Raw genomic sequence first — 15,811 nt, 5'->3', positions numbered from 1 at the left:
CCAGGCTCGCCTACCTGTACGTTTCTAGATGTCATCCCCTTCCTAAGCCCCTAGCCCTTAGCCGATTCCACAGCTCCACCTTTGCTTGTTCCTAGCTGCCTCCGGCCTCTGAGCACAGTCAAAAAGCCCTATAAGCTCAGCGATTCTTCACTCGCAAGCCCATAGAGCCATTAAAAAAGCTGACCTGAGGTCAGCCTTTATTGGGTGTCATTAAGATAATTTCATAATGTTGACTGCTTGAGGGCCACGTTGACCTTCTTCAACATCAAATTCAACTTTTTGTCCTTCATCTAATGTTTTAAATCCATCAGATTGAATAGCTGAAAAATGTGCAAAGACATCTTGACCGTTTTCAGTTGAGATAAAACCGAAACCTTTTTCAGCGTTAAACCATTTTACTGTACCTTGTGCCATAACCATCCACTTCCTTTCTAAAAAAACATTTGTAAAAATGATAGAGAGAAATAAAGATGTTGCACCTATATATACTAACTCAAATACTCATTTACATTTATCCTTAGTCTACCACACCCTACGCCCCTTGTCAATACTTATATTACCTAAAGAAAATCCTCTGCCCCTAAACACTTGACTAGAGAGCAGTTAAAGCTAACTCTTTTTTAGCCTAAGGCCTTATTTTTTCCAACCCGACTTGCTCATTAAGCTTTAGACCCCTTTTGGTTTCGCTTGGCTAGACTGCTAATGTCCCAGCCAAGCAAACAAAAGCTGAGCTGGTTTAGCTGGATACTGCAAAGCCCTGCTGCAAAATCTGCAAGTGCTGATAGGAGCTGATCTTATCTTAGGAGGTTGAGCAAGGCTTTTAGTTGAGGAATTTGCCAATCTAAGTTAGAATGTCAGAAGAATCGCTCGGGCGGAAATCACCTGCTGGCTAATGACTTTTTCTCTAAAGAGTTGGTTTGTAGGTCCAAAAGGGGTCAATGCTTATCCGTTGGTCTCTAATCGTTTGCTGCCTGCTAGGCTTTGCCTATGCCTCGCCCCTAGCCCTTTAATCTCTTAAATGAAAGGAGTTTCCTATGGATACGTCTCATCGTTTGCAGGCCCTGCGCCAAAAATACCTTGAAGAAGAGCTTGAGCAGTCTTTACGCAATGAGATCGATTGCCCGGACTCGCGCAAGGCCAAGCGTTTAAAGAAAAAGCTGATCACCTTAGAAAAAGAGCGCTGCCATATGCTCATTGAGCACCGTGACCCATCTGCCATTACTCAAAAGATCGCTCTGTTAAAAGCAGCCTATGCTAAAAATACAGCTAAAAAGTCAGAAAGTAGGTCCCAATGACCATCTCAATTCTGATGATTACTTTTCTCATTTCGCTGATTCTCTCCAATGTTATCAACCGCATCTTTCCCCATCTCCCCCTGCCAGCTATTCAGCTCTTATTTGGGGTGTTGTATGGGATTTTTGTTCGAGACATCCGGATTACCTTTGATCCTGAACTGTTCTTAGCCTTTGTGATTGCGCCTTTAAACTTTCGTGAGGGGCAAGAAAGTGATGTTATCAGCTTTATTCGTTCGCCCCGCATCGTGCTCTACCTGATCTTGCCAACGGTGTTTATTACCACCCTTGTCATGGGCTATGGTATCAATTATCTCTTACCTGTGACCTTTCCTTTGGCTTTATGCTTTGCCATGGGAGCGGCTTTGGCGCCTACAGACGCAGTGGCCCTTCTTTCTTTAGCAAATCGCTTTAAATTTCCCAAGCAGGTTAAAAACGCACTGACTTCGGAAGGACTTTTAAACGATGCGAGTGGTTTGGTCGCCTTTGAATTTGCATTAGCGGCGCTAATGACAGGACACTTCTCCATGGCTCAGGCCAGCTGGCAACTATTGGTAGCCATATTTGGCGGAGTAGCAATAGGGCTTTTCTTTGCTTTATTGAATCGCTTAGTGCTCTCTGTTTTGGAAAAGTTTGATGCCGCTGACGTTACAGGAGCCCTCTTGTTAGAATTAATGCTGCCATTTGTGGTTTACTTTGTGGCCAGTCTCTTGAATGTTTCTGGTATTATAGCCGTTGTTATAGCTGGGGTCATGCAGGCTAATAAGATTCGTAAGGTTACCCTATTTGACGCCCAGGTGGACCGCGTTACTACTATTATTTGGAGAGCTATCCAGTTTATCCTCAATGGGCTGGTTTTCATGATTTTTGGTGTGGAGTTGACTCAAATCATGGGGCCGGTCCTCTCTAGCCCACACTATAGCAATCTCTATCTCCTCATTTTGGTGCTCGCCTTGACAGCTCTGCTATTTTTCAGTCGCTTCGTCTTACTTAGCCTTTTTTTCCTCATAAGGAGCCGCAATCACCATAAACCCTTTCGCAAATACTTACACCACCTTAATTTATTAACCTTCTCAGGGGTAAAAGGTAGTGTTTCGATCGCCATCATTTTGCTATTACCTAAGTTAGAGGCTTTGCAACATAGCTTAGTGCTCTTTACTGTTGGTGCTGTGACCCTGCTGAGCTTTTTAGTTGGTCTTCTTGTTTTGCCACGGCTGGCGCCCTTACAGACAACTACCGACAATTATTTTATCAAGATTGCCATTCTCGCTGAAGTGCTGCAACTATTAGAATTAGAAGGCCGGGAAAAACCACACAATCAAGCAGCCTTATATGCTGTTATGGATACCTACAATCGCCGGATTGCTAATTTGATTTTAGAGCAAGAGCCAAATAGTGTCAAAGAAGAACTGGCCGAAATCCAATTAATGATTCTTTCAATTGAAAGCGAGGGGCTTGAGCATGCCTTGCGTGCTAAAGAAATGACACTGAAAGAATACCGTATCTATCAACGCTACCTCAAAACACTAGAAAAACAAGTCAATCGCAGCTTTGTTTCTAGCTTTACGTATGCTTTGACCATTTTTCTTCGTGTCATGCGCCGCCTTTTCCGCGAAATTCGCGCTTTTCGCCCTTCCGTAGGACTAGCCCTAAGCCACCGGCAGCCACAACTGACAAAAGAAAACCGCGAACGCTTAACAGAGCTCTATCTCACTAATACTGAATTAATTCTGGATACTTTAGAAGACTTAGAAGGTTTTTACAACACTTCTTTGGTTAATTTTCTGCAGCACCAACGTCTGCAAAATGCCGAATTAATCAAATCAGGCCTCTTTGTAGAGCGGGTTATTACCAATGATGTTCCAGATACCGCACAAGAACGCCTGCACGGCTATTATTTGGAACGTTATGTTATCTTTGACTATGAAAAACAAGGGGAAATCACAGCTAAAGAAGCACAGCGCTTCCGTGATGAGGTTAATGAGCTTGAAACCTACACCTTACGCGACAATACCTCACCTGGCTTTGCCGATTTATTACAACTGCATCATTTTTAGAAGATCTTAATTACGGTGTCGTTTGGTGTTTTGGGGGATTAGAGGGCTGGGCCATTTCCCCTTTTTTTCTGTCGCATTCACTTTACAACGCTGCTCCTAACTGTTAAATTCGAAAACGTCATTGGTAACTAAGCTTATCAAAGGAGTCATAAATTTCGATATTATGCATTAAGAGACCCTATCACTGTGCTCCATTTGGTTAATAAAAAACGAATAAAGTGATGAGGGATATAATGCTCATCGTTTCATTCGTTTTTTTGTTTGCCATATGTAGCTGTCATGCTTCTTTTAGTGGTCTGTTTTTCTCATATTCTCTTTTTTCCAAGCAATTTATTTTGGATTATTACTAGTTAGTGATAAGATAAGACCATAAGAATTCTAATCCCTTGGGATTGAGCAAAAAAAGAGGAACAGCTATGACAAACTCAGATTTATTAGGACTCCATCACGTAACTGCAATGACAAACGATGCTGTGCGCAACTACCATTTCTTTACAGAAGTATTAGGGATGCGCCTCGTGAAAAAAACGGTCAATCAAGACGACATTCACACCTACCATACTTTTTTTGCCGATGATAAAGGCACAGCAGGCACTGATTTGACCTTCTTTGATTTCCCAGATAATCCTAAAGGCCAGCGTGGCACAAATGCCATCACCCGGATTGGCCTGCGCGTGCCGGATGATGCAGCTTTAGATTATTATCTGGATCGTTTTAAAACGTATGGCGTCAAAAACGATGGCATTATTGATCTCTTTGGTCATAAAGCGCTGCCCTTCGAAGAAGAAGACGGCCAACGCTACCAACTAGTCTCCGACCAGCACAATCACGGTGTCAGAGCGGGCACACCTTGGCAAGACGGACCTGTCCCTACCGACAAGGCCATCTACGGCTTAGGCCCTATCGAAATCACCGTTTCTTACTTTACAGACTTTAAACTCTACTTGATGCAAGTCTACGGCATGCACCCCGTCAAAGAAGGCGACGACTATAGTCTCTTAGAAGTCGGCGAAGGCGGCCACGGCGGCCACGGCGGCCAAGTGATCTTGCGCCATGATGATAGTAGTCCACAAGCTCTTCAAGGATACGGTGAAGTTCATCATGTCTCCTTTCGAGTGGCAGACAGTCAGGCTATTCAAGCCTGGGCTGATAAGTATCAACAGCTCGGCATTATGAACTCTGGCCTTGTTGATCGCTTCTACTTTGAAGCACTCTATTCTCGTGTTGGCCATATCCTTATTGAGCTTTCAACCGATGGCCCGGGCTTTGCCACTGACGAGCCTTACGAAACCCTTGGTGAGACCCTCTCATTGCCACCATTTTTAGAGCCAAAACGCCAAATCATCGAAGACAGCATCAAGCCCTTTGATACCAAACGCCACCATTAAAAGGAGGTTTGACTATGGAAGCCATCCAACATATCCACCATATCAGCGCCATTGTCGGCAATGTCCAAGAAAACCTTGATTTCTACCGCCAGGTCCTCAAACTGCGCCTGGTTAAACAAACCGTTAACTTTGACGATCCCTATACTTATCACCTTTATTTTGCTAACCAAGATTTAGATCCTGGTAGTTTAATCACCTTCTTCCCCTGGGAAAATAGCAAAGCTGGCAAAAAAGGTAGTGGGCAGGTCGGACGGATTGGTTTTCGGGTACCTAAAGGTTCTCTGACCCATTGGCAACAAACTCTCACTGAGCATCAGGTTGCCTATACCCAAGAATTATGGGCCCAACAACCTGCCCTCTTCTTCCAAGATGTCCACGCCGTTGATCTGGCCCTAGTTGAAAGCACAATTGAAAAAGACAGTCCAGACATTCTTGGATTTCAAGGGGCCTATCTTCACTCGCATGACTACCAGGCCAGCCGCCAATTTGTACTGAACTATATGCAGTTAAGCGAAGGGCACGAAGGTGCTGATTATTACAGCTTTGTCACCCGCGGTCCCCTCAAGCATCAATTAATTATACCTAAGGTCAATGAACAGCGTGGCCTCCTTGGCCCTGGCACCGTGCACCATATTGCTTGGAACGTGGCAGATGAAGTCAGTCTTAAAGAGTATAAACAGACCCTAGAAGCCGAAAACTTCAATGTGACAACGATTCGCAACCGGAAATACTTCAAATCCATCTATCTTCGAGAGAGTGGCAAAGTAATCTTTGAATTTGCGACTGCTGGGCCGGGGATGACTGTGGATGAGCCGTTTGCAGAACTTGGCCAAAGTTTACAACTGCCTGCTATGTATGAAGAGCGGCGCCAAGAAATCCTGCAACACTTAAAACCTTTGAGGAGTTAATCTATGCTATCTTTACATCACACTCAAGTCAGTGCCAAAGACCAGTATAAAATCCTAATTGGCAGTGTTATTCCAAGGCCAATTGCTTTTGTGACCACTCAGTCGCAAGAGGGCATTGTCAACCTCGCCCCCTTTAGTTTTTACAATATTGTATCTTATAATCCGGCCATCTTATCCATTAGCGTGCAACGTCTAAATGGCCAAATGAAGGACACTACGCGCAATATTCTAAAGCAAAGAGAAGCCGTTATCCATAATGTTTCACTGGACAACGTGGCACAGGTTAACCAAAGTGCGAAAGACCTAAGTTATAACGATAGTGAGCTAAAACGCACGGGCATGACCTTAGTTCCCTCTTCCACCATCAAAACCCCAGGGGTCAAGGAAGCCAGTGTTCGCTTTGAAACAGAACTTTACCAGCATGTGCCCATCCGTGATGAGCAAGGAAGTGTCATTGCTGATTTGCTTCTCTTAAAAATACGTCATTACCATTTGGATGAAGCCGTCTACCAAGATACTTATATCAATTATGAACACTTGAACCCCCTATCACGGCTGGCCGGCAATGACTACGCCCAACTGGGTGAATTACACACCCTCAAACGACCCTAGAACTCAAACGACTCTAGAAGGAGTATATCATGCACTATTTGTATCAAGCAGGTTCGAGCAGGCAACGGCTTTTGGTCCTTTTACACGGCACGGGCGGCGATGAAAACAGTCTTTTGCCTCTGGCCAAGCAGCTAGATCCAACTGCCAGTATCCTTGCCATTCGCGGTCAAGTCAGTGAAAATGGTGCCCTACGCTATTTTAAACGCTTAGCACATGGCCACTATGATCTTGCCGACCTCCAACAACGTGGCCAGGCGTTACGTCAGTTTATACTGAGTTTTGCTCAGCAACATGACTTTAAAACGGAGCAGATTACCTTAGTCGGCTTTTCCAACGGAGCTAACATTGCAATTAATATGCTCTTAGCCAATCGCAGCCCACTCAAAAAAGCCATTCTCTTTGCTCCTATGTATCCTGTTGATACCCGATCCCTCACTGAGTCTAAGGCCGATACAATGGTCTTCATCTCAACCGGCACTCAGGACCCCATTGTCACCACAACCGCCAGTCAAGAAGTTCTTAATCTTTTCACCAGTCGCCAGGCACAAGTGACAAGCTTTCAAGTTAGAGGACACGAAATCACCCTAGAAAGCCTAGAGGCCGCAAAAGTCTGGCTTGAAAAGCAGTAAGCATGAACACTTGCCAAAAGAAGGCAAGCCCCTAGAAAACTACAAAACAATGGGGATTATCATCCTAATATCTGCTAAAGCACACAAGCCTTTGAAGCCACAGATAATTACGAAACCCAATGCTGTCACAATTATTTAGCTCCATTGCTACCACTTGGATAACTCAAAGAGGAAAAAAAGAAACCTGAGAGCCAAAATATATCCGGTAATTTGACCGATTTTTGATTGACTTAACATCTTTATTATTCTTAATTCTTCTAGTCTAGGGAATCCGCCACATTTTCAATAGCCACAACTTTCCAAGATTTGATAGTTTCCCTTAGCAATGCATAATCAAAATTATACTTTCTCATTACATTTTGAACTTTGTTTATTTTGTATACTATAGCATACTCATATAACATTATTATTTATGGAGATTTATAATGAGAAACAAAGTACTTTTATTCATCGTTGCCACAACAGCAGTAAGCCTTAGCGCTGTAACCAGTAATCCACAAACAGTATCTGCAACTGAGGTCTGCACTTATGTTAATGATAATGATAAAGTCGGTTTGTGCTATGATGACGGAAAAGGGACTCCAGTCCAATCTACACAAGAAAACTCTACCTCTACAAACTCTAGCTCAAACTGGTTTTACAACTTCTTTAGCCGTATATGGCAAACCGTAAAGAAATGGTTCGCGTAATAAACTTAATCAACAGGTGTTAAAATAACCGTTTCAGACCAGAAGTAAAACTTTTAGCTACTGTGTTCTAGGAACTTTTTATGCAGTTTAACCGCTCAGAGTGATATGATACCTCTTAAGTAGACATGGTAAATAACCAAAATCTACTTAAGAGGTATTTTTATGTCTAGAAGAGAAAGATTCACTCCATACTAGAAAGAGCAAGCTTGTCTTAATTATATTAATGGCAATCGTTCCAGAGCTGAAATATGTAACTATCTCCATATTTCCACAAGTACGATTCAAGATTGGGCTGCCATCTATAAGAAATATAGGATTTCAGGATCTAAAAAGAAAACAAAAAATCGTTCCTGTTCAAAAAAATTTAAAATAGAGCTTGTTAGAAAATGTATTAGTGGCGAAGCTTCATCTATTGTTTTAGGTCATTAGTATGATATTTCTTCTGGACTTTTAAAAAAGTGGATTAGGATGTATAATGCCAGTAGAGAACTTAAGGATTATCGTCCTAAACGGGAGATCTATATGGCAAAGGCAAGACGTAAAACCACTATTGATGAACGTTAAGAGATTTGTCAATAAGACTGTCACACTACCAAGTTGACTTGTGGAAGCCGGAAAAGAAAACAAGGTAAATTTTAGTCAGCTATTGCAAAAAGCAATCCACGAAGAATTATCAAGTATAGCAGTAAAAGCGTTCTGACTATTTCAGAACGCTTTTTGCCCACCAACTTTACCATATTTAGCCTAATTTAACCCAATGTGAAAATTAAAAAGCCCTATTTCTAGGGCTTTTCGTTAGGTTAATTCCTGTTAAATCAGGTATTAAAAGGCGGTAGACGGATTTGAACCGACGATCAAGCTTTTGCAGAGCCGTGCCTTACCACTTGGCTATACCGCCGCAACATCATTCATTTTATCTTAAATCATCTTAAACGTCAAGTTTAATTTACGAGCCCTCACACCCTCTAGCAACCAAAAACAGCCAGCTACTTTTTCTGTCTTTGGCTGCTTTAGAGGCTTGGTCAAAAGCTCTCCAAGAAACTATTTCTATGCCCGCCCTGCTATTTACTATGTTTTTTGGGGCTTTCACTAAGATCTCGACTACTGTCACGGGCACTACTCTTGCAACTATGCTTTTACTGGCAGATCTCTTACTGTACTGCACTGTATCTCCATCTGCTACGCCATCCCACATAGGCAGAATCACTAAGGTTGCTAATTATTTCACTGGCTGCTCTAGCTTGCAAAAACCGCGGCTCTTATCCGGCTCCTGCCCATAACCACGCGGTTTGGCCAGGCTTCAAAACTAGCAACTCAAACGTGTCCTAGCTTCTCTTGCGCAGCCATTTCCCTAGAACACCCTTGTCTAAAACGCTTTCGTTAGACAATTTTATCCACTTTTTCTATAATAGATAATACCAGACTAAATTAGAAGAAGGAGGAAATATATTATGTCTTTAGTCGGAAAAGAAATAGCTGAGTTTTCAGCAAATGCCTTTCATAACGGAAAGTTTATCACTCTTAGTCAGGATGATATTAAGGGCCAGTGGGCGATTTTTTGCTTCTATCCTGCAGATTTCTCATTTGTTTGTCCAACAGAATTAGGGGACTTACAAGAACAGTATGAAACACTGCAATCACTTGGTGTGGAAGTTTATTCTGTCTCTACTGACACTCACTTCGTCCACAAGGCTTGGCACGATGATTCTGATGTGGTTGGTACGATCACCTACCCTATGATTGGTGATCCGTCTCATGCCATTTCACGCGCTTTTGATGTGCTTGGTGAGGATGGTCTTGCCCAACGCGGTACCTTCATCATTGATCCTGATGGGGTTATCCAAATGATGGAAATTAATGCGGATGGTATTGGCCGCGATGCTAGTACGCTGATTGATAAAGTACGCGCAGCTCAATACATTCGTAAGCACCCTGGTGAAGTTTGCCCAGCTAAGTGGAAAGAAGGCGAAGAAACCTTAACACCTAGCTTTGATCTTGTCGGCAAAATTTAACAGACAATATACTAGATACTAGCAAAGGAGGAAGGCGATGGCACTTACCCCAGATATCAAAGACCAACTACAACAATATCTGTCCCTGATGGAAAAACCTGTCATTCTAGGCCTTTGTACTGCAGACGACAGCAACTCTCAAAAAGTTGCGGACTTTGTCAATGAAATTGCGGACATGTCTGAGCAAATCACCGTGCAACCAGAAACCCTAAAACGCGTACCAAGCTTTTCCATCCACCAAGATGGACAAGAAAGCGGGATTGTCTTTGCCGGTGTTCCCCTTGGACACGAATTTGCCTCATTTGTCCTGGCCCTAATCCAGGTTTCAGGACGAGCCCCTAAGATTGAGGAGGCAACCACTAAGCGCATCCAGGCTATCAAAGGCCCTCTAGCTTTTGAAACCTATGTCAGCTTGTCTTGCCACAATTGCCCTGATGTGGTGCAGGCCCTCAATATTATGGCTGTCTTAAACCCCGCTATTTCCCACACCATGATCGAAGGAGGGATGTACCAAGACGAGGTCAAACAAAAAGGGATTATGTCTGTCCCAGCAGTTTACCTAAATGACCAAGAGTTCACCTCAGGAAGAGCGAGTCTTGAAGACTTATTAGATAAAATTGCAGAGCCCGAAACGGCGCCTGATTTCTCAGACCAAGCTCCCTTTGACGTTCTTGTGATTGGTGGCGGCCCAGCCGGCAACAGCTCAGCTATCTATGCGGCCCGTAAGGGCCTCAGAGTGGGACTTCTGGCCGAATCATTTGGCGGCCAAGTCATGGATACCGTGGGCATTGAAAATATGATTGGCACCCCTTATACCGAAGGACCTAAGCTCATGGCTCAAATCGAAGCTCACACACAATCCTACGATGTGACGATTATCAAAGGCCAGCGCGCCAGCCATATTGAAAAAGTCCAAGACGAGATTCAAGTCAGCCTAGCCAAGGGTGGCCTCATCAAGGCAAAAACCGCAATCTTAGCCCTAGGGGCCAAGTGGCGTAACATTAATGTCCCTGGCGAAGACCAATTCAAAAACAAAGGTGTTACCTACTGTCCACACTGTGACGGTCCCCTCTTTGAAGGCAAGGACGTTGCTGTTATTGGCGGCGGGAATTCTGGCTTAGAAGCTGCACTAGACTTGGCTGGACTGTGCCGTCAGGTCACCGTTTTGGAATTCCTACCTGAACTCAAGGCGGATCAGGTGTTACAAGATCGTGCTGCAAAAACAGCTAATCTGACCATTGTGACCAATGCCGCAACCAAGGCCATTACCGGCGATAGCCATGTCACAGGTCTAACCTATACCGACCGTCTTTCTGGTCAGGACAAACAACTAGCTGTGAGTGGTGTCTTTGTCCAAATTGGCCTGGTGCCAAGTACTAAATGGTTAGAAGACAGTGCCATTACCCGCAATGAGCGTGGGGAAATCAGCGTTGACAAGTATGGCGCTACCAATGTCCCAGGTATCTTTGCAGCGGGTGATTGTACCGATGCCCCTTACAAGCAAATCGTCATTGCGATGGGCTCTGGTGCAACTGCTGCCATTGGTGCTTTTGACTATTTAATCAGGCAGACCTAAAAAGGCCGCCAATCAGGCACTAACCATATGTCAATAGCATTGCCCAAGACTGTGGACCACATGTCCCAGCCTTTTTGGCATGAGCAAGATTATGCTTGCGAACGGCTGATTTTTCTGGTAAAATGAAGGAGTCGCCTATGCGACAAATACTCATCCTAAACCTATTGTAGACTTGTTGCCTGCGGGTTAGTTCTGCAAGTTGACGTTAAGGAGAGGCGAAAAAACATTTTATAAAGGAGATTTTACTCATGGCAGTAATTTCAATGAAACAACTTCTTGAGGCTGGTGTTCACTTTGGTCACCAAACACGCCGCTGGAACCCTAAGATGGCTAAATACATCTTCACAGAGCGTAACGGCATCCACGTTATCGACTTACAACAAACGGTTAAGTTAGCCGACCAAGCTTACGAATTCGTTCGTGACGCTGCTGCTAATGATGCTGTTATCTTGTTTGTTGGTACCAAAAAACAAGCTGCTGAAGCAGTCGCTGACGAAGCAACTCGTGCCGGCCAATACTTCATCAACCACCGTTGGTTGGGTGGAACTCTCACTAACTGGGGAACAATCCAAAAACGGATCGCTCGTTTGAAAGAAATCAAACGCATGGAAGAAGACGGAACATTTGAGCTACTTCCTAAAAAAGAAGTTGCCCTTCTTAACAAACAACGTGCTCGCCTTGAAAAATTCTTGGGCGGTATCGAAGACATGCCACGCATCCCAGATGTGATGTACGTTGTTGACCCACATAAAGAACAAATCGCTGTTAAAGAAGCTAAAAAATTAGGTATCCCAGTTGTAGCGATGGTTGATACCAATGCTGATCCAGATGACATTGATGTGATCATTCCGGCTAACGATGACGCTATCCGCGCCGTTAAACTCATCACTTCTAAACTTGCTGACGCTGTTATCGAAGGTCGCCAAGGCGAAGATGCCGATGTAGACTTCGCAGCAGAAGGACAATCTAGCGACATTGAAGAAATCGTTGAAGTTGTAGAAGGCGACAATAACTAAGCTACAAGCCAACTGCCAGTAAAACTGGTCAGAGGACTTTAACTTTCGTACATGTCACACGGGGCAGAAAAACAAGCAAACCGCTCTGTCCCGTTTTTTTGAAACTGAAATTAATTATTTTTTGGAGGATTTACTCATGGCAGAAATTACAGCTAAGCTTGTCAAAGAATTGCGCGAAAAATCTGGTGCCGGCGTTATGGACGCCAAAAAAGCACTCGTTGAAACCGATGGCGATATGGACAAAGCCGTTGAATTGCTTCGCGAAAAAGGAATGGCAAAAGCTGCCAAAAAAGCAGATCGCGTTGCAGCTGAAGGCCTAACTGGTGTCTATGTTAATGGTAATGTCGCAGCCATTGTGGAAGTTAATGCAGAAACTGACTTCGTTGCTAAAAATGCCCAATTCGTTGACCTCGTTAATGAAACAGCAAAAGTCATCGCCCAAGGCAAACCAGCTAACAACGAAGAAGCTATGGCCTTAATCATGCCTAATGGTGAAACACTTGCCGCAGCCTACGTTAACGCTACTGCCACTATCGGTGAGAAAATTTCCTTCCGTCGCTTTGCCCTTCTAGAAAAAACAGACGCCCAACACTTCGGTGCTTACCAACACAACGGTGGCCGAATCGGCGTAATCTCTGTCATCGAAGGTGGAGACGAAGCACTTGCCAAACAAGTGTCAATGCATATCGCAGCAATGAAACCAACCGTCCTTTCTTACACAGAGCTTGACCCACAATTCATCCATGACGAGTTAGCACAAATGAACCATGCTATCGAACTTGACAATGAATCACGTGCGATGGTTAACAAACCAGCTCTACCATTTATGAAGTATGGCTCAAAAGCACAATTAAGCGATGAAGTCATTGCTCAAGCCCAAGAAGACATCAAAGCAGAGCTTGCTGCAGAAGGCAAACCAGAAAAAATCTGGGACAAAATCATCCCAGGAAAAATGGACCGCTTTATGCTTGACAACACCAAGGTTGACCAAGCTTACACCCTCCTTGCCCAAGTCTACATCATGGACGACAGCAAAACCGTTGAAGCTTACCTTGACTCTGTCAATGCAAAAGCTGTCAACTTTGCCCGCTTCGAAGTTGGTGAAGGTATCGAGAAAAAAGCCAACGACTTTGAAAACGAAGTTGCCGCAACCATGGCAGCCGCACTTAACAACTAATCCTGCAACACCCCAAAGCCAAACAGCCAGATGCGCTGCTTGGCTTTTTTTGCGGTCTACAGACACCAAACACCAGCAGAGAAAAGAACCCACACGCCTAGGACCAAGTATCCTCCAGCTCAAGGCAACTAGCCTGGCCAACATTGAAAGACCAGTCGCCAAAACCAGAGAGCAAAAGCGCAGCTTCACACCCAGCCAAACCACGCACCTAGCCTTCAAAGAACAGCATACAAATCCCTGCCAGACTAGGCATTGCTTTTAGTCCACAATCACACACCAAACACCCAGCCAGCTTGACAAAAAATAGCAGCAATAAATCCTAGCAGTCACACCAAAAAAACACGACCAAATACCCAGCAACCAGCCCACTCCCACAGACCCTAAAGCCTATTATATCAAGGCTTAAGCGCTCCCACTTGCTACAATCATAAGTTTGTAAGCTCGGCAATTCCTGACCTTAAGTATATATATATATATATACTGGTGGTTGCCGTAAAAAGCTTAGAAATGAAAAGGAGATTATATTAATATGGCAAAGCACCATTGGAATTGGACAAAAAAGGCGGTGTTAGCATCACTTATGCTGGGGGCGAGTGTGTTGGTAGGGACAGGAGCAAGGGCGGAAAACCAGTCTCCGTTCATAGTAAAAAAATCTATTGAGGATCAAACTTTTGATAAAACTTTAACAGAATTAGCAGTTATTTCCAATGAAGCTGATAGTGAACAGCGTACTTCTAAAATTAGAAAAATTTTAGCAGATTTTGATACAAAAAAACTAAAAGAGTTGTTAACTGACTGGTGGGACGAAGGCTTACGTCCTGGAGATTTGAATCATCAAACTTCTTTAAATCTAATTGAAGATCCATATCCAGGGAGAGACATACCATCTAATTTAAGTTATTTAACTGATTATCCCAATAGAAGAGGATTTGGGTTAGATGAATTGACAGACCCTCACGGTTCTAAACACAGAATTCCATTCCGACTTCTTTTAGCAGGAGAAATTCTACGTCGTGTCCAAAAGTTTGAAGATTTAATTAGTGACACTAAAAAAATAAGCAAAATTGGTCAAAACGTTGAAAAAGAGTTTCAAAAAACTAAAGGAGAGTACGAAAAATTAAATATACAGTTATCTGAAACAAGGACAGAAAATCAAAACCTACAAGCTAAAAGTGCTGATCTTACTGATAAACTTGAACAATCTAGATCAACTAATCAAAAACTTGTAGATAAAATTAGTGAAAATGAAAAAGCTCTAGTAGATAGTGCAAAACAGGTTGAATCTCTTAATGAAGAAATTAAAAATTCTACTGTAATGAGGAACAACTTACAATCTCAGCTTGAAAGTAAACAAAAAGATTTAACTGACCTTCAACAACGTTTTGATAGAACTACAGAAAATAACAAAGAAGAAAAAGAGAAACTTCAGTCAGAGTTAGAAGCTAAGAAAACTGAAGTTAACCAACTACAAGCCAAAGTTGATGAAAGTCAAGCAAGTCTTGATAAACTGACTGCTGAAAAAGCTGAGGCTGATGCTAAAGTAGCAGAATTAACAGCTCAAAAAGCTGACATTGAGGCGAAGCTGAACAGCCAAACTGAGCTCAGCGCAGAAGAAAAAGCGAAGCTTGAAAAACAATTAGCTGATATTCAAAGCAAAATCGCTGAAAAAGATGCTTCAATCAAGTCGCTTGAAAGTCAGCTTGATACCCTCAAACAGCAGGAGCAAGAAAAAGCTCCTGAAACACCTAAAGATCCGGAAGTGAACCCTGAGAACCAACCAAAAGCACCAAGCACACCAGAGGTTCAACCAACTCCGGAAACTAAGCCTCAAGCTCCGCAAGTACCAGAAACTGACAAACCAAGCACGCCGAAGAAACCGGAAATCAAGCCGGCTCCAACTCCTGCTATTCCGGAAGTGAAGCCAAGCACACCACACACTCCTGAAAAACCAGGCAAAGGCAAGCCAGCGGCGCCAAAAACCCACCACGCAGCAACGCCTGTGGTTCCACACACGGCAACACAAAACACTGCTGCTCTAATTGACACAACCAAGGAAGGCCCTAATCTCTAGGTCTCTCACCACAAGGCGTGCTGTCTGACACCCGGTTGCGTCCATTCAGCTAGCTTTTAACGCGCCCGCGCCCGCCCTGGTCATCGGTCATTCCAGAGGAATCATCTCAGCAAGAAATCCGTCCTCGCTTGCTGGGAACGGGTGCTATGTGCGGCATGTCCATCCTATGTCAATCAAGAAGGCCGGACAGTTTACCACAGCCACTGAAAAAGTTACGGACAGAAAGTCGTCCGATGAACTCGTTTATTTTCGTTATAAAAATATAACTATTAAAAACGAATGATAAGCCATCCCTAAGCTTCCAAGGATAGTTACCATTCGTTCTTTACTACTAGAATTTATTGGCGTTCTACTTTTTCAGTAGCCTCCAATTTGCCCAGCTTC

The 15,811-nt window shown here is 43.5% G+C and carries 13 protein-coding genes and 1 tRNA gene; 12 read left to right on the top strand and 2 right to left on the bottom strand.

Annotated features, from left to right (window positions below; all coding sequences use genetic code 11):
- Positions 1-210: 210 nt before the first annotated feature.
- Positions 211-414 carry a cold-shock protein gene (locus tag GWD08_RS00575; protein WP_159543468.1) on the bottom strand — a complete coding sequence of 68 codons (204 nt, stop codon included), beginning with the start codon at positions 412-414 and terminating at the stop codon, positions 211-213.
- Positions 415-1,034: 620 nt separating this feature from the next.
- Between GWD08_RS00575 and GWD08_RS00570 the strand changes: the two genes are divergently transcribed.
- The 7 genes from GWD08_RS00570 to GWD08_RS00540 all read left to right on the top strand — a co-directional run bounded on the left by GWD08_RS00570 (position 1,035) and on the right by GWD08_RS00540 (position 7,575).
- On the top strand, positions 1,035-1,295 hold the full coding sequence (locus tag GWD08_RS00570; RefSeq protein WP_159543470.1) for a hypothetical protein: 261 nt from the start codon (positions 1,035-1,037) through the stop codon (positions 1,293-1,295).
- The gene (locus tag GWD08_RS00565; RefSeq protein ID WP_159563886.1) at positions 1,292-3,349 is read left to right on the top strand and encodes a cation:proton antiporter; all 2,058 of its coding nucleotides are present in this window, start codon (positions 1,292-1,294) and stop codon (positions 3,347-3,349) included. Before GWD08_RS00570 ends, GWD08_RS00565 begins: the two co-directional genes overlap by 4 nt.
- A 416-nt stretch (positions 3,350-3,765) precedes the next feature.
- Positions 3,766-4,737 (top strand): VOC family protein, encoded by a 972-nt coding sequence (locus GWD08_RS00560; RefSeq protein WP_159563885.1) that lies wholly within the window; start codon positions 3,766-3,768, stop codon positions 4,735-4,737.
- Positions 4,738-4,751: 14 nt separating this feature from the next.
- Positions 4,752-5,645, top strand: coding sequence for a VOC family protein (locus GWD08_RS00555; protein WP_159543476.1), 894 nt, complete (start codon positions 4,752-4,754; stop codon positions 5,643-5,645).
- A gap of 3 nt (positions 5,646-5,648) precedes the next feature.
- Positions 5,649-6,257 (top strand): flavin reductase family protein, encoded by a 609-nt coding sequence (locus tag GWD08_RS00550; RefSeq protein ID WP_159563884.1) that lies wholly within the window; start codon positions 5,649-5,651, stop codon positions 6,255-6,257.
- A gap of 29 nt (positions 6,258-6,286) precedes the next feature.
- The gene (locus GWD08_RS00545; RefSeq protein ID WP_159563883.1) at positions 6,287-6,886 is read left to right on the top strand and encodes an alpha/beta hydrolase; all 600 of its coding nucleotides are present in this window, start codon (positions 6,287-6,289) and stop codon (positions 6,884-6,886) included.
- A 425-nt stretch (positions 6,887-7,311) separates the two neighbouring features.
- Entirely contained in the window at positions 7,312-7,575 is a 264-nt protein-coding gene (locus GWD08_RS00540; RefSeq protein WP_159563882.1) for a hypothetical protein, read from the top strand.
- Positions 7,576-8,402: 827 nt separating this feature from the next.
- Here GWD08_RS00540 and GWD08_RS00530 read toward each other — a convergent pair.
- Positions 8,403-8,473 (bottom strand) — tRNA-Cys (locus GWD08_RS00530).
- A gap of 553 nt (positions 8,474-9,026) precedes the next feature.
- Here GWD08_RS00530 and ahpC point away from each other — a divergent pair.
- The 5 genes from ahpC (at position 9,027) to GWD08_RS00505 (ending at position 15,427) form a co-directional block, all read left to right on the top strand.
- Entirely contained in the window at positions 9,027-9,587 is a 561-nt protein-coding gene (ahpC, locus tag GWD08_RS00525; RefSeq protein ID WP_159543482.1) for an alkyl hydroperoxide reductase subunit C, read from the top strand.
- Between the two features lie 37 nt (positions 9,588-9,624).
- Positions 9,625-11,163 carry an alkyl hydroperoxide reductase subunit F gene (gene ahpF, locus GWD08_RS00520; RefSeq protein ID WP_159563881.1) on the top strand — a complete coding sequence of 513 codons (1,539 nt, stop codon included), beginning with the start codon at positions 9,625-9,627 and terminating at the stop codon, positions 11,161-11,163.
- A gap of 248 nt (positions 11,164-11,411) precedes the next feature.
- Positions 11,412-12,179, top strand: coding sequence for a 30S ribosomal protein S2 (gene rpsB / locus GWD08_RS00515; RefSeq protein ID WP_159543486.1), 768 nt, complete (start codon positions 11,412-11,414; stop codon positions 12,177-12,179).
- Between the two features lie 136 nt (positions 12,180-12,315).
- Positions 12,316-13,356 carry a translation elongation factor Ts gene (tsf, locus tag GWD08_RS00510; RefSeq protein WP_159543488.1) on the top strand — a complete coding sequence of 347 codons (1,041 nt, stop codon included), beginning with the start codon at positions 12,316-12,318 and terminating at the stop codon, positions 13,354-13,356.
- Between the two features lie 529 nt (positions 13,357-13,885).
- A complete protein-coding gene (locus GWD08_RS00505; protein WP_159563880.1) occupies positions 13,886-15,427 on the top strand; it encodes a coiled-coil domain-containing protein in 1,542 nt (513 codons plus the stop codon).
- Positions 15,428-15,811: the final 384 nt, after the last annotated feature.

The sequence above is a fragment of the Streptococcus halichoeri genome (genome assembly GCF_009870755.1).
Taxonomy (GTDB): Bacteria; Bacillota; Bacilli; order Lactobacillales; family Streptococcaceae; genus Streptococcus; species Streptococcus halichoeri.
This window is presented reverse-complemented; position numbering and strand designations above follow the sequence as displayed.